19 protein-coding genes are annotated in these 18,186 nt (G+C 65.9%); 15 read left to right on the top strand and 4 right to left on the bottom strand.

Translation table 11 applies throughout. The features are described from left to right. Window positions 1-16: 16 nt before the first annotated feature. The 13 genes from HL666_RS30565 (at window position 17) to HL666_RS30505 (ending at window position 11,828) form a co-directional block, all read left to right on the top strand. A complete protein-coding gene (locus tag HL666_RS30565) occupies window positions 17-1,255 on the top strand; it encodes an urea ABC transporter substrate-binding protein (protein ID WP_172131936.1) in 1,239 nt (412 codons plus the stop codon). 66 nt (window positions 1,256-1,321) lie between these two features. Further along, the gene (locus HL666_RS30560; protein WP_172109274.1) at window positions 1,322-2,188 is read left to right on the top strand and encodes a branched-chain amino acid ABC transporter permease; all 867 of its coding nucleotides are present in this window, start codon (window positions 1,322-1,324) and stop codon (window positions 2,186-2,188) included. Further along, window positions 2,188-3,240 carry a branched-chain amino acid ABC transporter permease gene (locus HL666_RS30555; protein ID WP_172185228.1) on the top strand — a complete coding sequence of 351 codons (1,053 nt, stop codon included), beginning with the start codon at window positions 2,188-2,190 and terminating at the stop codon, window positions 3,238-3,240. The genes HL666_RS30560 and HL666_RS30555 overlap by 1 nt, the downstream gene beginning before the upstream one ends. A gap of 1 nt (window position 3,241) precedes the next feature. Next, window positions 3,242-3,970 carry an ATP-binding cassette domain-containing protein gene (locus HL666_RS30550; RefSeq protein WP_172185226.1) on the top strand — a complete coding sequence of 243 codons (729 nt, stop codon included), beginning with the start codon at window positions 3,242-3,244 and terminating at the stop codon, window positions 3,968-3,970. Further along, window positions 3,967-4,668 (top strand): ABC transporter ATP-binding protein, encoded by a 702-nt coding sequence (locus HL666_RS30545; RefSeq protein ID WP_172185224.1) that lies wholly within the window; start codon window positions 3,967-3,969, stop codon window positions 4,666-4,668. The genes HL666_RS30550 and HL666_RS30545 overlap by 4 nt, the downstream gene beginning before the upstream one ends. A gap of 85 nt (window positions 4,669-4,753) precedes the next feature. After that, complete coding sequence (locus HL666_RS30540; protein WP_172185222.1) at window positions 4,754-6,268, top strand: amidase; 1,515 nt, start codon at window positions 4,754-4,756, stop codon at window positions 6,266-6,268. Continuing rightward, the gene (locus HL666_RS30535; RefSeq protein WP_006614371.1) at window positions 6,268-6,570 is read left to right on the top strand and encodes a putative quinol monooxygenase; all 303 of its coding nucleotides are present in this window, start codon (window positions 6,268-6,270) and stop codon (window positions 6,568-6,570) included. The genes HL666_RS30540 and HL666_RS30535 overlap by 1 nt, the downstream gene beginning before the upstream one ends. A 218-nt stretch (window positions 6,571-6,788) precedes the next feature. Further along, on the top strand, window positions 6,789-7,238 hold the full coding sequence (gene ureE, locus HL666_RS30530; RefSeq protein ID WP_172185220.1) for an urease accessory protein UreE: 450 nt from the start codon (window positions 6,789-6,791) through the stop codon (window positions 7,236-7,238). Between the two features lie 19 nt (window positions 7,239-7,257). Continuing rightward, window positions 7,258-7,908, top strand: coding sequence for an urease accessory protein UreF (locus HL666_RS30525; RefSeq protein ID WP_246739854.1), 651 nt, complete (start codon window positions 7,258-7,260; stop codon window positions 7,906-7,908). A gap of 12 nt (window positions 7,909-7,920) precedes the next feature. Beyond that, window positions 7,921-8,619: an urease subunit beta gene (ureB, locus tag HL666_RS30520; protein ID WP_172109265.1), complete on the top strand. Its 699-nt coding sequence runs from the start codon at window positions 7,921-7,923 to the stop codon at window positions 8,617-8,619. 4 nt (window positions 8,620-8,623) lie between these two features. After that, window positions 8,624-10,330, top strand: a complete 1,707-nt coding sequence (gene ureC / locus HL666_RS30515) for an urease subunit alpha (protein ID WP_172185218.1) — start codon at window positions 8,624-8,626, stop codon at window positions 10,328-10,330. Beyond that, window positions 10,327-10,971, top strand: a complete 645-nt coding sequence (ureG, locus tag HL666_RS30510) for an urease accessory protein UreG (RefSeq protein ID WP_172185216.1) — start codon at window positions 10,327-10,329, stop codon at window positions 10,969-10,971. Before ureC ends, ureG begins: the two co-directional genes overlap by 4 nt. Beyond that, a complete protein-coding gene (locus HL666_RS30505) occupies window positions 10,968-11,828 on the top strand; it encodes an urease accessory protein UreD (RefSeq protein ID WP_172185214.1) in 861 nt (286 codons plus the stop codon). Before ureG ends, HL666_RS30505 begins: the two co-directional genes overlap by 4 nt. Here HL666_RS30505 and bla read toward each other — a convergent pair. Then, window positions 11,783-12,583: a class A beta-lactamase gene (gene bla, locus HL666_RS30500; RefSeq protein WP_246741663.1), complete on the bottom strand. Its 801-nt coding sequence runs from the start codon at window positions 12,581-12,583 to the stop codon at window positions 11,783-11,785. The two genes, HL666_RS30505 and bla, sit on opposite strands and share 46 nt — an antisense overlap. Before the next feature lie 83 nt (window positions 12,584-12,666). Next, window positions 12,667-13,458 carry an exodeoxyribonuclease III gene (gene xth / locus HL666_RS30495; protein WP_172109255.1) on the bottom strand — a complete coding sequence of 264 codons (792 nt, stop codon included), beginning with the start codon at window positions 13,456-13,458 and terminating at the stop codon, window positions 12,667-12,669. 176 nt (window positions 13,459-13,634) lie between these two features. Here xth and HL666_RS30490 point away from each other — a divergent pair, with 176 nt between their 5' ends. Continuing rightward, window positions 13,635-14,657 (top strand): aldo/keto reductase, encoded by a 1,023-nt coding sequence (locus HL666_RS30490; RefSeq protein WP_172185210.1) that lies wholly within the window; start codon window positions 13,635-13,637, stop codon window positions 14,655-14,657. Between the two features lie 391 nt (window positions 14,658-15,048). Here the strand turns inward: HL666_RS30490 and HL666_RS30485 are convergent, their stop codons facing one another. Together HL666_RS30485 and HL666_RS30480 are read right to left on the bottom strand one after the other, a co-directional pair. Further along, window positions 15,049-15,696, bottom strand: coding sequence for an alpha/beta hydrolase (locus tag HL666_RS30485; RefSeq protein WP_006614822.1), 648 nt, complete (start codon window positions 15,694-15,696; stop codon window positions 15,049-15,051). Between the two features lie 322 nt (window positions 15,697-16,018). After that, window positions 16,019-16,882 carry a LytTR family DNA-binding domain-containing protein gene (locus tag HL666_RS30480; RefSeq protein WP_172185208.1) on the bottom strand — a complete coding sequence of 288 codons (864 nt, stop codon included), beginning with the start codon at window positions 16,880-16,882 and terminating at the stop codon, window positions 16,019-16,021. Between the two features lie 118 nt (window positions 16,883-17,000). On the opposite strand from HL666_RS30480, the gene HL666_RS30475 reads away from it, so the two are divergent. Continuing rightward, window positions 17,001-18,164, top strand: a complete 1,164-nt coding sequence (locus HL666_RS30475) for a cysteine desulfurase family protein (protein WP_172185206.1) — start codon at window positions 17,001-17,003, stop codon at window positions 18,162-18,164. Window positions 18,165-18,186 lie beyond the last annotated feature (22 nt).

The following is an 18,186-nucleotide window of genomic DNA, read 5'->3' as shown; positions in this document are numbered from 1 at the left end:
CCCATGGGGATCCCTGATGACTCTTTCCCGCCGTCGTTTCCTGCAACGCTCGGCCATCGCGACGTCGACCTTGATCGCAGCACCCGCGGTGTTCCGCTCGGGCGCGCTCGCGGCCGAGAACCCGATCACCGTCGGCAGCCTGCACGACCAGTCCGGCCCGATCGGCACCTCCGGCACACCGATGGTCTACGCGCTGCAGCTCGCCGTTGAGGAGATCAACGCCGCGGGCGGCCTGCTCGGGCGGCCGCTGAAGGTCATGCACTACGACACCCAGTCCAACATCCAGCTGTACTCGCAATATGCCCAGCAGCTGGCCGTGAAGGACAAGGTCGACGTCGTGCATGGCGGCATCACCTCGGCCTCGCGCGAGGCCATCAGGCCGACCTTCGACCGCTTCAAGGTGCTGTACTTCTACAACACGCTGTACGAAGGCGGCGTCTGCGACCGCAACACCTTCTGCACCGGCACCACGCCGGCACAGACCGTCGAGAAGCTGGTTCCGAGCGCGATGAAGAAGGCGGGCAAGAAGGCCTACATCATCGCCGCCGACTACAATTACGGTCAGATCACCGCGAAGTGGATGACCAAATACTGCAAGGACAATGGCGGCGAGATCCTCTCGACCGACTTCTTCCCGCTCGACGTCACCAATTTCGGCTCGACCATCTCGAAGATCCAGGCGGCCAAGCCCGACCTCATCCTCTCGGCGCTGGTCGGCGGCAACCACACCGCGTTCTACCGGCAGTGGACCGCAGCCGGCATGAAGGGGAAGATCCCGATCGCCTCGACCACCTTCGGCCTCGTCAACGAGCCCTCGACGCTCGACGCCGCCGAGAGCGACGCCATCATCGGCGCCTACGGCTACTTCGAGGAGCTGACCACGCCGGCCTCCAAGAGCTTCGTCGAGAAGATCAAGAAGGCGCATCCGGACTCGCCCTATATCAGCGAGCTCGCTTCCTGCACCTATGAGGGTGTCATGCTCTGGGCCGAGGGCGTCAAGAAGGCCGGCAGCATCGACCGCATGAAGGTCATCGAAGCGCTCGAGAGTGGTCTCGTGTTCGACGGTCCGAGCGGCAAGGTCTCGCTGGACAAGCCGACCCACCACACCGTCCGCAACGCGTTCCTCGCCGAGGTGAAGGATCGCAAATGGTCGGTGCTGGAGACCTACACCGACGCCAAGCCGGCGGACACCGCGAGCGTCTGCGACCTCGTCAAGAACCCGAACGACGTCAAGCAGTACATCATCAATCTCTGACGTGCTTCCGGGTCCCGCCGTCCGGCGGGGCCCGGTTTCCCTGGACTGCCCTGAAAGACCTGACGCATGGCGATCTACGTCATCCTCGCGCTCGACGTTCTCAATGGAATTTCCTCGCTGTTCCTGCTGTGCCTGGGGCTGGCGATCATCTTTGGCATGATGAAGATCATCAATCTCGCCCATGGCGAGTTCATCATGCTGGGCGCCTATGCGACCGTGATCTCCGCCAATGCCGGGGTGAACATCTGGATCGCGATGCTGATCGTCGCGCCCCTGTTCGTCGGCATCGTCGGCCTGGTCATCGAGCGCTGCCTGATCCGCTTTCTCTATGGCCGGCTGGTCGATTCGATGCTCGCGACCTGGGGCCTGAGCCTCCTCATCATCGGCATCATCACCACGATCTACGGCAACACCCAGCAGGGCGTGCCGACGCCGCTCGGCGGCTTCTCGATCGGCTCGTACCAGTCGAGCTATTACACGCTGTTCCTCGCCTTCATGGCGGCGGTGATGATGGCGATCATCTACGGCGTGATGCGCTACACCCGCTTCGGCCTGGTCGCCCGCGCGACGATGCAGAACCCGGCGATGGCGGCGACGCTCGGCGTCAACCCGGCCCGGGTCTATATGAGCACCTTCGCGCTTGGTGCGGCCGTCACGGGCCTTGCCGGCGGCCTGCTGGCGCCGGTCTCCGGCATCACGCCCGTGATGGGCGGAGCCTACGTCGCCAAGGCTTTCATGACCGTGGTCGGCGGCGGCGCCGCGATCCTCTCGGGCACGCTCTCGGCGGCGAGCCTGTTCGGCTCGGTCAACCAGGTCGGCGCCTACTTCACCACGCCGGTCTATGGCGAGGTCATCGTCTTCACCACGGCGATCGTGCTCATTCGTCTGCTGCCGCAGGGTATCTCCGGGCGCTTCTTCAAGGGGAACCTGTGATGGACAAGCGCCTTCGTCTCGCGCTCCAGGCCGCGGGCACCGTTGTCGCCATCGGCGTGATCGCGATCGTGCCGAGCGTGATCGAGCTGTTCGGCCTGATGCAGCTGACGTTGTTCGCCGCGATGTCGGTGCTGGCGCTGAGCCTCGCCTTCATCTGGGGCTATGGCGGCATCCTGTCGTTCGGCCAGACCGCGTTCTTCGGCCTCGGCGGCTACGCCTATGCGATCGCGGCAGTGAACTTTCAGGACTCGACGCCGGCAATCCTGCTGGCGATCGTGGTGCCCGCGCTGTTCGCGGCGATCCTCGGCTACTTCATCTTCTTCGGCCGCATCTCGGACGTCTATCTCGGGGTCATCACGCTCACCGTCACCTTGATCCTGTTCAACTCGGTCAACTCGACCTCGGGCGACGCCTACAAGATCGGCAAGGCGCTGCTCGGCGGCTTCAACGGCATGCCGGCGGTGCCGACCTTCAACATGCCGTTCGATCCGTCGACGGTGCTCTCGCCGGAGCAGTCGTGGTGGACGACGGCCTATGTGCTGCTCGGCGTGTTCCTGCTGCTGCGGCTGCTGCTGGCGCTGCCGGCCGGTCGCATCATCGTCGCCGTGCGCGAGAACGAAGTGCGGGCCTCGCTGCTCGGCTACGATCCGCGCCTGGTGAAATGCCTGACCTTCATTCTCGGCGGCGCCATCGCGGGTCTTGCCGGCGCGCTCTACGTCAATTGGGGCGCCTTCGTCAGCCCGACCATCTTCAGCCTGTCGCTCTCGGCGGAGATCATCATCTGGATCACCGTCGGCGGGCTCGGCACCTTGCTCGGACCGATCATCGGCTGCGTCGTGATCGAATATATCGTCGCCTATATCGGCTCGCAGCAGCTTCTGAACTCGAACCTCGTGCTCGGCGGCGTGCTGGTCGTGTTCGTGCTGCTGCTGCCCAAGGGCATCTTCCCGACCGCGCGTGATCTGGTCATGCGGCTGATCCCGGACAAGAAGCCGAAGACCAATGGCCCGGTGCCGTCGGCGGCGGCGCCGCATCCCGCAGGAGCCGAATGACATGGCGGAACTTGTCCCTCTGCTCAAGGCCGAGCACCTGACGATGCGCTTCGGCGGCGTGGTCGCCAATGACGACATCACCTTCACCTTGCAGGAGATGGAGCTGCGCTGCCTGATCGGCCCGAACGGCGCCGGCAAGAGCACGTTCTTCAAGACCCTCACGGGACAGCTGGTGCCGACGTCCGGCTCCATCGCGTTCCGCGGCCTGCCGATCGCCGGCAAGGCTTCGCACGAGATCGCGCGCATGGGCATCGGCATCAAGACCCAGGTGCCGAACGTGTTCAACGGTCTCTCGGTGCGCGAGAACATCTGGATGGCCGTGCGCCGCAAGGCGACGCCGCGGCAGCAGGGACCTGCCGTCGACGCGGTGCTGGAGATGATCCGGTTGACCGACTATGCCGAAAGCATCGTCGCGACGCTCTCGCACGGCCAGCGGCAGTGGGTCGAGATCGGCATGGTGCTCGCGGCCGAGCCGGAACTGATCCTGCTCGACGAGCCCGCCGCGGGGATGACCGACGAGGAGACGTTCCATACCGCTGCGATCATCCGCGAGATCAACCAGACCCGCGCCATCGTCGTCGTCGAGCACGACATGGAGTTCATCAAGCAGATCGCCAAGCGCGTCACCGTGTTCCATCAGGGCCGCGTGCTGGTCGAGGACACCGTCGACAAGGTGCTCGCCGACCAGCGCGTCCGCGACGTCTATCTCGGCAAGAAGGTGGCGGCATGAGCACGCTTCTCGAGGTCAAGGGTCTCAAGTCCGGCTACGGCCGGATCCCGATCCTGTTCGGCGTCGATCTGACGGTCGCCGACGGCGAGTATCTCGGCATCCTCGGCCATAACGGCATGGGCAAGACCACGGCGCTGCGCACCCTGATGGGGCATCTGCCGACCACCGACGGCTCGGTCGTGTTCGCCGGCAAGACCATCACGCATTTGAAACCGCACGAGCGTTCGCGGCTCGGCATCGGCCTGGTGCCGCAGGGCCGCGAGATCTTCCCGGATCTGTCGGTGATGGAGAATCTCCGCATGGGCCTCGCCGCGGCACCCAAGGAAGACCGTGGCGTCATCGATACAGTGCTGCAGGATTTCCCGCGCCTGGTGCGGCTGCTCGACCGCCGCGGCGGCGCGCTGTCCGGCGGCGAGCAGCAATTGCTGGCGCTGGCCCGCTGCCTTTGCACCAAGCCGAAGCTGATCCTGCTGGACGAACCCACCGAAGGCATTCAGCCCTCGATCATCGAGGAGATCATCGAGACCTTGCTGGCGCTGAAGACGCGCTGGAAGATGTCCCTCATCGTCGTCGAGCAGAACCTCGAATTCATCACGTCGTTATCGGACCGCATCCTGCACATCCAGAAGGGACGCATCACCGAGGAACTCGACCGTGAGACTTTGTTGGCCCGGGAAGGTCAGATGATCCCGAGCTAGCGAATTCCGGCGCGGCTGCGCCGGCGCAACTGAACTGCACACTCCTGTCTCTGCTCCAGCTTGTCCTCACAAGAAAGGATGACTCATGTCAATCAAACGCCCGAATGCCGAGGAAGTCGCCGATCTCGCCGCCAGCCTGCACATGAACATGACGGTCGAGGAGGCCGCCGAATATCTGTCGCTGATGGGTGGCATGTTCGATCAGTACGACATCATCGACGAACTGCCGAACCCGCTGCCGCCGGTGAAATATCCGCGCACCCCGGGTGCCAAGCCGCCGGCCAAGGAGAACAAGTACAACGCCTGGGCGATCAAGACCGAGGTGAAGGGCGCAGGCTCCGGCAAGCTCGCCGGCCGTACCGTCGTGCTGAAGGACAACGTCGCACTCGCCGGCGTTCCCATGATGAACGGCTCGACCACGCTCGAGGGCTTCATTCCCGCCGCTGACGCGACCATCGTCTCGCGCATCCTCGATGCCGGCGGAACGATCGTCGGCAAGGCCGTGTGCGAGCATTTCTGCCTGTCCGGCGGCAGCCACACGTCCGATCCGGCGCCGGTGCACAACCCCTGGAAGATGGGCTATTCGGCCGGCGGCTCGTCGTCGGGCAGCGCCGCGCTGGTGGCGGCCGGCGAGGTCGACATGTCCATTGGCGGCGACCAGGGCGGCTCCATCCGCATCCCCGCGTCCTATTGCGGCATCTACGGCATGAAGGCGACCCACGGCCTCGTGCCCTACACCGGCGTGATGCCGATCGAGTCGACGATCGACCACACCGGACCGATGACGGCCAACGTCAAGGACAACGCGCTGCTGCTCGAAGTGCTGGCGGGCGCCGACGGCCTCGATCCGCGGCAATACGCGCCGAAGGTCTCGGCATACACCGAGGCGCTCGGCAAGGGCGTCAAGGGCCTCAAGATCGGCGTGCTCAAGGAAGGCTTCAGCGCACCGAACATGGAAGAGGGCGTGGTGTCCAAGGTCAAGGCCGGCGCGGAGCGCTTCGCCAAGATGGGCGCCAGCGTCTCGGAGGTGTCGATCCCCGAGCACATGCATGCGCTGGCGGCGTGGAATCCGATCACGCTGGAAGGCTTCCTGGTGCAGATGATGCTCGGCAATGGCATGGGCTTCAACTGGAAGGGCCTCTACGACGTCGGCCTGCTCGACGCGCATTCCGGCTGGCGCACGCGTGCCGACGATCTGTCAGTGACCTTGAAGCTGACCATGCTGGTCGGCCAGTGGGGCCTCGAGCACTATCGCGGCCGCTATTACGCCAAGTCGCGCAACATCGCGATCCAGGCCAAGGCGGCCTATGACGCCATGTTCGGCTCCTACGATCTGTTGCTGATGCCGACCTTGCCCTGCGTCGCGACGCCGATCCCGGCCAAGGACGCGCCGCTCGCCGAAGTCGTGCAGCGCGCCTTCGAAATGACCGCGACGACGAGCCCGTTCGACGTCACCGGTCATCCCGCGATGACGGTGCCCTGCGGCCTCTCTGACGGCCTGCCGGTCGGCCTGATGCTGATCGGCAAGGACTATGCGGAGTCCACGATCTACCAGGCGGCGGCGGCGTTCGAGGCCGACGGTGACTGGAAGAAGTTCTGATGATCACCATCACCGCGGTCATCAGGGCCAAGGCGGGACACGAGGCCACGATGCGCGACGCCCTCGTCGCCGTCGCGGCCCATGTCGCGGCCAACGAGCCGGAGACGATCGGGTTCTTCATCTCGCAGAGCGAGACCGAGCCCGGTCTGTTCACCACCTATGAGCGCTTCGCCGACAAGGCCGCGATGGACCGCCACAACGGCTCCGCCGCGGTGGCGACCTTCTTCGGCATCGCCAAGCCGATCCTCGACGGCGAGGTCATTCTGGTGACCTCGCAGGAGGTATCGGCAACGATGCGGTAGGGCGCTGCGATAGCTCAGTCCGCCAATCGTCCTTCGAGACGCCCGCCAAGCGGCGGGCTCCTCAGGACGAGGGCGGCGGGTGTGGCGGGAGAAAACTCATAGCGAGCTAACGCACCGCGAAACTCTCAACCCTCATGGTGAGGAGCCCGCCACTTGGCGGGCGTCTCGAACCATGAGGCCCAATGCCGAGAACTGACGAACAAAGAGGACCACCGCCGATGCTGCGTCTGCACGGCATCATTGGACGCGCCGACGACAAGGCCTATGCCCGGCAACTCCACACGCTGAAGCACCACGGCGGCATCGAGCTGCTGTTCGTGCCGCCGGCCGATGCCGGCCGCAAGCGTTTCCGCCTGACCACCGATCGCGGGACCGATTGCGCGGTCAGTCTCGATCGCGACGAAGAGCTGGTCGACGGCGCGCTGCTGTATCTCGAACCCGAGCGCGCCATCATTGCCCGCTTCGGCGAGCAGCAGGTCTGGCGCCTGCGCGCGCGTGACGCGGCGAGCGCGCTCAAGCTCGGCTGGCATGCCGGCAACCTGCATTGGCGCGTGCGCTTCGAGGGTGACCATCTGGTCGTCCTGCTCGACGCGCCGGTCGACAACTACCGCGCCCGTATTCGGCCCCTGATCGAGTCCGGCGAAGTCGTGGAGCGCAGAGATGTTTGACCGCGGCGAGGCGCTCGCGTTGCTGCAGCTCGGCGACAGTGCCTTTCCCGCCGGCGGTTTTGCATTTTCCTGGGGCGTCGAGGGCCTCGCTGCCGACGGCCTGTTGGCCGGCCACGACGATCTCGACGGTGTCATCGCTGATCATCTGGCGCAGCGCTGGGCGACGATGGATCGCATCCTGCTGCGGCGTGCCTGGCGCGCGAGCGACACCGACGCAATCAGTTCGGTCGATCGCCTTGCCGAAGCCACGACTTCATCCGCCGAGATGCGCGACGGTTCGCGGCGCGCGGGCAGGGCGTTGCTCGGTGTCTGGGTCAAGCTCGCAAAGCCCTTATCCGTATCCTACCGCGCGCGCGTCTCGGCCGATCCGAGGCTGGGGCACCTCGCCGTCGTGCAGGCGATCACCGGCCGCGACGCCGGCCTGAGCCTTGATGCCGCTGAGCTCGTCTCAGGTTGGACGCTCATCACCGGCCTCGTCAGCGCCGCGGTGCGGCTCGGCCTGATCGGTCACATCGACTCGCAGCAGAGCCTGACGCGCGCCCGCGCGCTGCTCTCCGAACTACTCACGGACACGCCCGACGACGACGCGATGCCGTCGAGCTTCACGCCCTTCATCGATATCGCCGTGTCGCGCGGGCCGCTGCGGCACGTGCGGATGTTCACGACCTGAGGTGCCCTGGCCATGATGAACCTGTCGCCCACGGAGCTCGATCGTCTCGTCATCTTCAACGCCGCGCAGATGGCGCGGCGCAACCGCTCGCTGGGCATCAAGCTGAGCCATCCCGAGGCGGTCGCCTACATCACCGATGAGGTGATGACCGCCGCGCGCCGCAATCTGCCTTACGCCGAGATCCGCGACATGGCGGGACGGCTGCTGACGACCGACGATGTCGAGCCCGGCGTCGCCCAGATGATCCCGATGCTCTATGTCGAGCTCATGTTCGCCGAGGGCACCAAGGTGATGGCGCTGTTCGAGCCGATCCAGCCGGCAGAAGGCGCCGCGGCTGACGACATCGTGCCCGGCGAGATCATCGCCGGCGGCGACGACATTGCGATGTTCACCGAACTGCCGGCAGTCACGCTCGACGTCGTCAACACCGGCGATCGCGACATTCAGGTGCGCAGCCATACCCACTTCTTCGAGGTCAATCGTGCTTTGCGCTTCGATCGCGCCGCCGCCTGGGGCATGAAGATCGACCGGCCCGCGGGCCTCGGCGTTCGCTTCGAGCCGGGCGTGTTCAAATCGGTGCGGCTGGTGCCGATTACAGGCGACCGGATCGTGCGCGGCCAGGCCGGCCTGGTCAACGGTCCGTTGGATGCGCCCGGCGCTCGCGATGCCGCGCTCAAGCTCGCGCAGTCGCGCGGCTATCTCGGAGCATAAAGCCATGGCCACGCTCACCCGCCAAGCTTATGCCGAGCTCTATGGCCCGACCAAGGGCGATCTCGTCCGGCTCGCCGATACCAGCCTGCTCGCCGAGATCGAGCACGACTACACCACCTATGGCCATGAACTGCTGGTTGGCGCCGGCAAGAACCTGCGCGACGGCGAGGCCGTCGCGGCACACCGTACGTCGCAGCACAAGACCCTTGACGTCGTCGTCAAGAACGCGACCATCGTCGACGCCGTGATCGGCATCGTGAAGGCCGACATCGGCATTCGCGACGGCCGCATCGTCGGCATCGGCAAGGCCGGCAATCCGGATATCATGCCCGATGTGCATCCCGATATGGTGGTCGGCCACACCACGGCGCCGATCGCCGGCGGTCCGTTCATCGTCACCGCCGGCGCGATCGAAAGCCACGCGCATCTGATCTCGCCGGAGCAGTCGGATCACGCGCTTGCCGGCGGCACTACGACGATGGTGGGCAATGGCTCGGGGCCGGTGTTCGACGTCGGCTCAGGCTCGGGCCCGAACTTCGGCCACTTCCTCAAATCGATCGAGTTCTCGCCGCTGAACTACGCGCTGTTCGGCCGCGGTGGTTCCAATCCGGAGGCCGTGGAAGAGGCCGTCGCGGCCGGCGGCATGTCGGTCAAGATCCACGAGGATTTTGGCGCGGCGCCTGACGTGATCGACAAGACCCTGATCGCGGCTGACCGTCACGATTTCGCGGTGCATCTGCATACCGACTCGATCAACGAATACGGCTTCTGCGAGGACACGATGGCGGCGGTCGATGGCCGCACCATCCACATGTATCACGTCGAGGGCGCCGGCGGCGGCCATGCGCCCGACCTGCTCAAGGTCGTGTCCTGGCCCAACGTGATTCCGTCGTCGACCAACCCGACGAATCCCTACACCTCCTATGGCATGGAGGAGGGCGTGCCGATGACGATGATCTGCCATCAGCTCAACTACAACGCCCCCGAGGACGTCATGTTCGGCGAGGCGCGGGTGCGGGCGCAGTCGATGGCCGCAGAAGACTTTCTGCACGACATGGGCGCGATCTCGATCTTCGGCACGGACACCCAGGGCATGGGCCGGCTCGCCGAGAACGTCGCCAAATGCTGGCAGCTTGCGAGCGTGATGAAGGACCGCATCGGCCGCCTGCAAGAGGAGACGACAGTTCGCGCCGACAATGAGCGCATCAAGCGCTACGTCGCCAAGCTCACGATCAATCCGGCGATCGCGGTCGGCATCGATCATGTCGTCGGCTCGATCGAGGTCGGCAAGATGGCCGATCTCGTGCTGTGGCCCCGCGCCTCGTTCGGCCTCAAGCCCTATATGGTGATCAAGAACGGCTTTCCGGTCTGGGCCGCGATGGGCGATGGCAATGGCAGCCTCGGTCTGTCGGAGCCGATGATCCAGAAGCGGATGTGGGGCGCGCTCGGCGCCGCACCGCAGCGGCTCGGCGTCAACTTCATGTCCAAGCTCGCGGTCGACGCCGGCATCCGCGCCAAGCTTGGGCTCGGACGTGAGACCGTGCAGATCAAGAACGTGCGCCGGCTGCGCAAGACGGACATGGTCCGAAACGCAGCGATGCCGCATGTCGAGGTCGATCCGCAGACCTTCGAGGTCCGCGCCGACGGCAAGCTGCTGATGTGCCCGCCCGCGACGACCGTGCCGCTGGCGAGGAGGTTCATGCTGCGATGAGCCGTCTCGCTCTCACCCGCACTGATGCCCCGATGATCGCCGCCCGCGTCGGCATCGGCGGCCCCGTCGGCTCCGGCAAGACCGCGCTGGTCGAGCGCCTGATCCCGGCACTGCAGGCGCGCGGCATCGACATTGCCGTCATCACCAACGATCTCGTCACGGCCGAGGATGCCGAGCGCGTCCGCCGCTCCGGCCTGATCGATCCCGAGCGCGTCTCGGCCGTGGAGGCGGGTGCCTGTCCGCACACCGTGATCCGCGAGGACCCGACGCTCAACATCGAGGCCGCCGACGAATTGGAGCGGCGATTTCCCGGCGTCGAGCTGATCCTGCTAGAGAGCGGCGGGGACAATCTCGCCTCCACCTTCTCGCGCGACCTCACCGATTTCTGGATGTTCGTGATCGACGTCGCCGGCGGCGACGATATCCCGCGCAAGCGCGGCCCCGGCGTGATCCGCGCCGATCTCCTGGTCATCAACAAGGTCGATCTCGCCCCGCATGTCGGCGTCGATCTCGCCCGCATGCAGCGCGAAGCGGCCGAGGTGCGCGGCGGCCGCTCGGTGCTGCTGACGAATTGCAGGCGCGGCGAAGGGATCGACGCGATCGTCGATCTGCTCGAGCGCGAGGTGCTGTTCCGCACGTGAGCGATTCAGAACCAGAGAAGCCGCGGCTTGATCTCTCTTTCGTCCGGCGCGGCGGCCGGACCGTCATCGACCGGCGGCTGTTCGCGTGGCCGTTCGTGCTGACGCGCAGCTTCCACACCGATGTGCATCGGCCGGATGTCCTCAGCGTCATCCTGCAGACCGGCAGCGGCGCCGTCCATGGCGAGGACCGGCTGACGCAGCGCTTCACGCTGCAGGCGGGGACATCCGTCTGCGTCACCACGCAGGGCGCAACCTCGGTGCATCGCGCCGAGCCGGGCGCGCGCGCCGCGGAGCAGGCGCTGCTGCGTGTCGCGAACGGTGCGTCGCTCGACTATCGCCCGGAGCCGCGCATCCTGTTTCCCGATGCCGCCTTGTGCCAAGTGCTCGAGCTGGAGTGTGCGACCGATGCCTCGGCGCTCGTCACCGACGCGTTCACCATGCATGACCCGGACGGGCAGGGCCGGTTGTTTCGCGAGCTCGATTCCACGCTGATCGTCCGCCGGCAAGGGCAGGAGCCACTGCTGATCGACCGCATGCATCTGCGCGATCCCACGAGCGCGCCGTTCAACGGGCGCCGCGCGTTCGGCTCAGCCGTGCTCATGCTGCCGCAGATGGACGACCGGGCCGCGATCCGTGTGCGCCTTGCTGACGCGCTCGCGGGCATCGATCAGCTTTACGCAGCCGCGAGTCTGCTGCCGGACAGCGCTGGCGTCGGCGTTCGGCTCGCGGCTCGCGAGGTTCGCCAGCTGCGCGCCGGCTTCGACGCGATCGCAGCGCTGGTTCGCGCGATTGATCTCGGACGGCGCGCCGCTCAGGCGCCGAGCGCCGCCGCCACCGCGCGGCCGACCGCGGCGTGAGCCGCGTTGCGCTTGTCGTCACCGGCCTTGGTTTCGGTGAGGTAGCTCGTCACGATCACTGGGCCACGGCCCGTCGGCCAGATCACCGCGACGTCGTTGCTGCTGCCGTTGTCGCCTGCGCCCGTCTTGTCGCCGACGCGCCATGAGGCAGGCAGGCCGGCGCGCAGCTTGGCGGCGCCGGTCTTGCAGCCGATCAGCCAGCCATTCAGGACATCGCGCGACGCGCCCGACAACGTGTTTCCGGTCGTGAGCTTCGCCAAGGTCTGCGCCATGGCCGCCGGCGTCGTCGTGTCCCTGGGATCGCCCGCCACGCTCTCATTGAGCGCAGGCTCGATGCGGTCGAGCCGGGTGATCGCGTCGCCGAAGCCGCGGATCGCGCGCGTGAGCCCGACCGGGCCGCCGAGCGTCGCAAGCAGAAGGTTCGCCGCCGTGTTGTCGCTGAGCGTCACAGTCGCTTCGCAGAGTTCGCCGATCGAAAGGCCCGATGTTCCGACATGCAGCTTGGTGACCGGCGCGTAGGACAGGATGTCCGCTTGCGTGATCGGAAGCCGCTGCGAGAGCTGCTCGGCGCCAGCATCGACCTTGGTCAGGATCGCAGCCGCCAGAAGCACCTTGAAGGTGCTGCACATCGGGAACCGTTCGTCGAGCCGATGGCCGCTGAGCGCACCGCTTGCGGTGTCCAGCAGCGCCACGCCGAGACGCCCGCCGCTGTCGATTTCGATATTGGCGACCGTGGCCTGAAGATCGGCGGCCATCGCCGGCTTGAGGAGCAGGGGCGCGAGCGCGATCGGAAACACTTGCCGCCGGGTGTAGCGCGTCACAGGAACCGTCCTTCGATCTACGCCGTCTCGAGATCGAAATCGGCCCACACCGGCACGTGATCCGACGGCTTCTCCCAGGCACGGACATAGCTGTCGATGCCGACCTCGACCAGCCGGTCGCTGGCCTGCGGGGACAACAACAGGTGATCGATGCGGATGCCCATGTTCTTCTGCCAGGCGCCAGCCTGGTAGTCCCAGAACGTGTACTGTCCCGGCGCGTCGTTGACCGCGCGCAGCGCATCCGTCAGGCCGAGCCCGAGCAGCGACTGGAAGCTCTCGCGCGTCTCCGGGCGGAACAGCGCGTCCTCGATCCAGGCGTCGGGATTGGAAACGTCGGCGGCGGCCGGGATCACGTTGAAGTCGCCTGCGAGGATCAGCGGCTCTTCGGTCTTCAGCCGTTCACGCGCATAGTCGCGAAGCCGCGCCATCCACTTGAGCTTGTAGGGATATTTCTCGGTGTTCGCAGGATTGCCGTTGGGCAGATAGAGGCAGGCGATGCGCACGACGCCGCTCTTGAGGCTGACGACGCCTTCCAGGAACCGCGCATGCACGTCCTCGGCGTCGCCTGCGAGGCCGGACTTGGTCTCGTCGAACGGCAGTTTGGAGAGCAGCGCGACGCCGTTGAAAGTCTTCTGGCCGTGGGTCACGACATTGTAGCCGAGCGCCTCGATCTCCAGCCGCGGGAACGCGTCATCCGTGCACTTGATCTCCTGCAGGCAGACGATGTCCGGCGAGCACTCCTTCAGCCAGGTCACGAGGTGCTCGATCCGTTGCCGGACCGAATTGACGTTCCAGGTGGCGATGCGCATGGCCAAGTTCCAGGAGCCTTGAGGAGGGACGCCCGGTTAGACCAAGCCGTGACCACTGCGGTCAAGGCACATGCGGCGGGAATCACAGGCGGGCGCAACAATGCCATGCGCGGTGTGGCATGGTCCGGGGCGGGCGCTGCGCGTATTCATGCGGCCAACACTTGAGGGAGACCATCATGGACCAGCGACGTCTCGGCCATTCCGGCCTGCGCGTGCCGGCGCTCAGCTTCGGCACCGCGACTTTCGGCGGCAGCAACGACTTCTTCAAGGCCTGGGGCGGCACCGACGCCGAGGGCGCGGCGCGGCTGATCGATGTCTGTCTCGATCACGGCATCTCGATGTTCGATAGCGCCGACGTGTATTCGGACGGTCTTGCCGAGAGCATCCTCGGCCAGGCCATCAAGGGCAAGCGCAACCGCCTCTTGATTTCGACCAAGGGCACCTTCCCGAAGGGCGCCGGCCCCAACGACTACGGCTCGTCGCGCCAGCATCTGATCGAGGCGATCGAGGGCTCGCTGAAGCGGCTCGGCGTCGATCATATCGACCTGTTCCAGCTGCATGGCCAGGACTACAACACGCCGGTCGAGGAGACCTTGGCGACGCTCGACCAGTTCGTGCGCGCCGGCAAGATCCGCTACATCGGCTGCTCCAACTTCTCCGGCTGGCACCTGATGAAATCGTTGTCCGCGTCGGACCGCTACGGCTATTCCCGCTACGTCGCGCATCAGGCCTACTACTCGCTGCTCAACCGCGACTATGAATGGGAGCTGATGCCGCTCGGCATCGACCAGGGCGTCGGCGCGGTGGTGTGGAGCCCGCTCGGCTGGGGCAAGCTGACCGGCAAGATCCGCCGGGGCCAGCCTGCCAAGCCCGGCACCCGCGCCCACGACATCGCCGGCACCGGGCCGCATTTCGAGGAGGAGCGGCTGTATCGCGTCGTCGATGCGCTCGACGGCGTCGCCAAGGAGACCGGCAAGACCATTCCGCAGGTCGCGCTGAACTGGCTGCTGCAGCGCCCGACCGTGTCGACGATCATCGTCGGCGCTCGTGACGAGCGTCAGTTGATCGAGAACATCGGCGCGGTCGGCTGGAGCCTGACGGCGGAGCAGGTGGCTACGCTCGATGCCGCCAGCGACATCCCCGCCGCCTATCCGGTCTGGCATCAGCGCGGCTTCCCGATGCTGAACGAAAAGCGCTAGTGGTGGATGCGACGCCGACCCATTTGACGGCGCCTCGGGACCGGCAGTAACATCGTCACTCGATCGTCACGTGGCCGCGCTCCGGTCATTCTGGAGCCGCCACAACGGGGGGCATCGACCCCGGACTGATCGGCGGTTGAGCCTCACGACTGTGCCGGACCCGCAGTCTTCAATGTGACGATGTTTGGCTCACTAAGTCGTCCCGGCGAACCGCATCAATTTTGTCCGTCATCGCGGCGCTGGAAAATGTCGGCCGGTACGTGACTGGCCCTCTCCGCCAAGGAGAGAGGCGCCTTGATATGTGCGGCGTCTCATCTCCGATCCTCGAACGGCGCGCGAGATGGCCCGAATTGTTGTCACACATCGGGGTTCGCAACGGCGCGCGCCAGTCTCACCTCACATTGGCGAGACGCATGTCCAGATAGGCCGTGATGGTTTCCATCAGCGGCTCGAGCTTGCCGTCGAAGAAGTGGTTGGCGCCGGGGATGACCTGCTGGTCGATCACGATGCCCTTCTGCGTCTTCAGCTTCTCGACCAGCGTGTTGACGTCCTTCGGCGGAACAACCGCGTCCTTCTCGCCGTGCACGATGAGGCCCGAGGACGGGCAGGGCGCGAGGAACGAGAAGTCGTAAAGATTGGCGGGCGGAGCGATCGAGATGAAGCCCTCGACCTCCGGGCGGCGCATCAAGAGCTGCATGCCGATCCAGGCGCCGAATGAGAAGCCGGCGACCCAGCAGGCGCGTGCTTCCGGGTTGATGGTCTGCGCCCAGTCGAGCGCGGACGCGGCATCCGACAGTTCACCCGTGCCGTGATCGAACGATCCCTGGCTACGGCCGACGCCGCGGAAATTGAAGCGCAGCACCGAGAAGCCGCGATGCGCGAAAGCGTAGTAGCACTGATACACGATTTGATGGTTCATCGTGCCATGGAACTGCGGATGCGGATGCAGGATCATCGCGATCGGCGCGTTCTTCTGCTTGGCCGGGTGATAACGGCCCTCGAGGCGGCCCGCCGGACCGTTGAAGATGACTTCAGGCATCAGAGAATCCTTGGCAGAGCGTCGACCGACTTCGTCCGTGCTTCATCTGGCGCCTCGCCGACGACATCAGCAGAAAAAGTGGTGATCGAGCGCCTTCCGTGCGCTTGGACGGAGTGGCGCTGGCGTGACTGGAAGTTGGCCTTCTAGCATGCCGCGCGGGGCAAAAAGCAAGGGTTTTCAACGCCCGGCAAGGGGACTGTGAGGCGAATGCGGCCGTCGCCGCTGCTGCAGGTTCGCGGGACCGGTGCTGCTGTCGACCACCCGGATGCCTTTGCAATCCAATGAAAATGCTGGAGTTTTCACAATTCTCCACGCCGCCGTTTCAGCGCGCCGCCGGCATTCGCTCCAGATGGGCCACGGCGCCTCGATAGCGACGGCTGCCCTGGACCGATTGCCCGGTGTCGAAGGTCAGGCCGAACTCGCCCGATGGCAGGACCGAGAGCGCTGTGACCCTGGCCATGTTGACCAGCCGGCCGCGGTGGATGCGCACCAGTGCGAAGCAGGCGAGCTCGGTCTCGACGGCCGAGAGCGTGCCGCGGACGAGGTGCTGACGGCCGTCGGCCATGGCGTATTCGACATAGTTGCCGGCGGACGCGACCCAGAGAATATCGGCCGGCACGATGCGGACGCGGTTCGCGCCGTCGCGCAGCCACAGCGAGGCTGGCGCCGATGCCGGGCGCTCCTCGCTCGGCGCCTCTGCGCGGCCCGCTGCGTCGTAGGCACGATCGAACAGCCAGAGCGCGCCTCCGATCAGGATCGCCGTGAGCACGTCCTTGCGGAACTCGTAGACCAGGGTGGCAAGCGAGACATGGAAATCGTAGCTGCTGCCGGCTGCCCACAGCACGAGCTTACGCAAGCTCACCATGCCGGCGATGTGGAGCGCGGAGAAGGCCAGGATCGCGCCGAGTGCGATGGCGATGCGGACGGACCCGGCCGGACGCCGGCGAAGGGTGCGGACGGCGAGGAGCAGCAGCGGCGCGAGCAGGATGATCGCGACGATGCTCGTCATTTCCCACAGCAGCGGCGTGCGTACATCATAGATCGCACCGCGCTTCGCGGCATCCTGCGCGGCTGACAAGGCGTTGACGAGGCCGGTGCCGAGCGAGATCGCGGCGACGGCCGCGTAGAAGATGCGATCGGTTGGACGCGAGACGGAACTCAAAACGGAAACGACGAGCTTGTTCATGGTGGCGCAGCCGCTATCTCAATCCCGATATGCGACGTTACCACGTCGCCTTGCGCCAGAGCAGCATCGCGGGATGGCCGCGATGGCCGGTCGCAGTGCAACTTGCTAAGAACGGACGATGGCCGACAGGATCTATCTCGATTGGAACGCGACGACGCCGCTGCGCCCCGAAGCGCGGCAGGCGATGCTCGCCGCCATGGATCTTCTCGGCAATCCGTCCTCGGTTCATGCCGAGGGCCGCAAAGCCAGGCGGTTGATGGAGGAAGCCCGCGAGGTGATCGCCCGCGGCCTCGGAACGGTGGCCCGCCGGGTGGTGCTCACCTCAGGGGGGACCGAGGCCAACGTCCTCGCTTTGAGCCCGGGGCTCAAAGCCCCCGCAGGGCCGGCCGAGCGGCTGCTGGTGTCGGCAACCGAGCATGCCTCGGTGCTCGCGGGCGGTCGGTTCGCGCCGTCGGCAGTCCAGACCATCCCGGTCGATTCGTCCGGCGTAGTCGATCTCTGCGGCCTGGACACGCTTCTGGCGGGCGGCCCGCCGGCACTGGTCTCCGTGATGTCCGCCAACAACGAGACCGGCGTGCTTCAACCGATTTCGGAGGTTGCGGGGATCGTTCGCCGCGGGGGCGGCCTGCTGCATGTCGATGCGATCCAGGCGTTCGGAAAAATTCATCTGGATATCAATGGGATAGGTGCAGATCTTGTCACCCTTTCTGGGCATAAGATCGGCGGCCCCAAGGGGGTGGGCGCGTTGGTGTTGGGCGCCGGTGTCGACGACGTCATTCCTTTGCTGCGCGGCGGCGGTCAGGAGCGTGGGCGACGGGCTGGAACCGAGAACGTGATCGGCATCGCCGGGTTCGGCGCGGCGGCTGGCGCAGCGCTGGCCGCCCTGGAGACCGAGCACCTGCGCGTTTCGGCGTTGCGCAACCGGCTGGAAGCCGGGCTCCGGCAGACAGAGAACGTGACGGTATTTTCCGCACAGGCGGCGCGGTTGCCCAACACCACGCTGTTCACCGCGCCAGGTCTGAAGGCCGAGACGGCGGTGATTGGCTTCGATCTCGAAGGTATTGCAGTATCTTCCGGCTCGGCCTGCTCCTCCGGCAAGGTCCAGCCCTCTCACGTGCTGGAGGCCATGGGCGTCAGTCCTTCGGCCGCGCAGGGAGCGGTGCGCCTCAGTCTGGGCTGGTCCACGACGGATGCGGAGGTGGATCGCTGTCTGCAGGCTTGGCGAAAGTTGTCCCTGACCCTACTTAAAGGACGTGACGAAACAGCGCTTGAGCGATTCTAAGGGCGTGATTTCGTCTGCGAAA

It is taken from the genome of Bradyrhizobium aeschynomenes (genome assembly GCF_013178945.1).
In the GTDB taxonomy this organism is placed as follows: Bacteria; Pseudomonadota; Alphaproteobacteria; order Rhizobiales; family Xanthobacteraceae; genus Bradyrhizobium; species Bradyrhizobium aeschynomenes.
This window is presented reverse-complemented; position numbering and strand designations above follow the sequence as displayed.

Bases quoted from the DNA above. Each gene is read 5' to 3' on its own strand.
- HL666_RS30565 (WP_172131936.1), top strand. From the start codon at position 17: ATGACTCTTTCCCGCCGTCGTTTCCTGCAACGCTCGGCCATCGCGACG.
- HL666_RS30560 (WP_172109274.1), top strand. From the start codon at position 1,322: ATGGCGATCTACGTCATCCTCGCGCTCGACGTTCTCAATGGAATTTCC.
- HL666_RS30555 (WP_172185228.1), top strand. From the start codon at position 2,188: ATGGACAAGCGCCTTCGTCTCGCGCTCCAGGCCGCGGGCACCGTTGTC.
- HL666_RS30550 (WP_172185226.1), top strand. From the start codon at position 3,242: ATGGCGGAACTTGTCCCTCTGCTCAAGGCCGAGCACCTGACGATGCGC.
- HL666_RS30545 (WP_172185224.1), top strand. From the start codon at position 3,967: ATGAGCACGCTTCTCGAGGTCAAGGGTCTCAAGTCCGGCTACGGCCGG.
- HL666_RS30540 (WP_172185222.1), top strand. From the start codon at position 4,754: ATGTCAATCAAACGCCCGAATGCCGAGGAAGTCGCCGATCTCGCCGCC.
- HL666_RS30535 (WP_006614371.1), top strand. From the start codon at position 6,268: ATGATCACCATCACCGCGGTCATCAGGGCCAAGGCGGGACACGAGGCC.
- ureE (WP_172185220.1), top strand. From the start codon at position 6,789: ATGCTGCGTCTGCACGGCATCATTGGACGCGCCGACGACAAGGCCTAT.
- ureB (WP_172109265.1), top strand. From the start codon at position 7,921: ATGATGAACCTGTCGCCCACGGAGCTCGATCGTCTCGTCATCTTCAAC.
- ureC (WP_172185218.1), top strand. From the start codon at position 8,624: ATGGCCACGCTCACCCGCCAAGCTTATGCCGAGCTCTATGGCCCGACC.
- ureG (WP_172185216.1), top strand. From the start codon at position 10,327: ATGAGCCGTCTCGCTCTCACCCGCACTGATGCCCCGATGATCGCCGCC.
- bla (WP_246741663.1), bottom strand. From the start codon at position 12,583: ATGGCCGCCGATCTTCAGGCCACGGTCGCCAATATCGAAATCGACAGC.
- xth (WP_172109255.1), bottom strand. From the start codon at position 13,458: ATGCGCATCGCCACCTGGAACGTCAATTCGGTCCGGCAACGGATCGAG.
- HL666_RS30490 (WP_172185210.1), top strand. From the start codon at position 13,635: ATGGACCAGCGACGTCTCGGCCATTCCGGCCTGCGCGTGCCGGCGCTC.
- HL666_RS30485 (WP_006614822.1), bottom strand. From the start codon at position 15,696: ATGCCTGAAGTCATCTTCAACGGTCCGGCGGGCCGCCTCGAGGGCCGT.
- HL666_RS30480 (WP_172185208.1), bottom strand. From the start codon at position 16,882: ATGAACAAGCTCGTCGTTTCCGTTTTGAGTTCCGTCTCGCGTCCAACC.
- HL666_RS30475 (WP_172185206.1), top strand. From the start codon at position 17,001: ATGGCCGACAGGATCTATCTCGATTGGAACGCGACGACGCCGCTGCGC.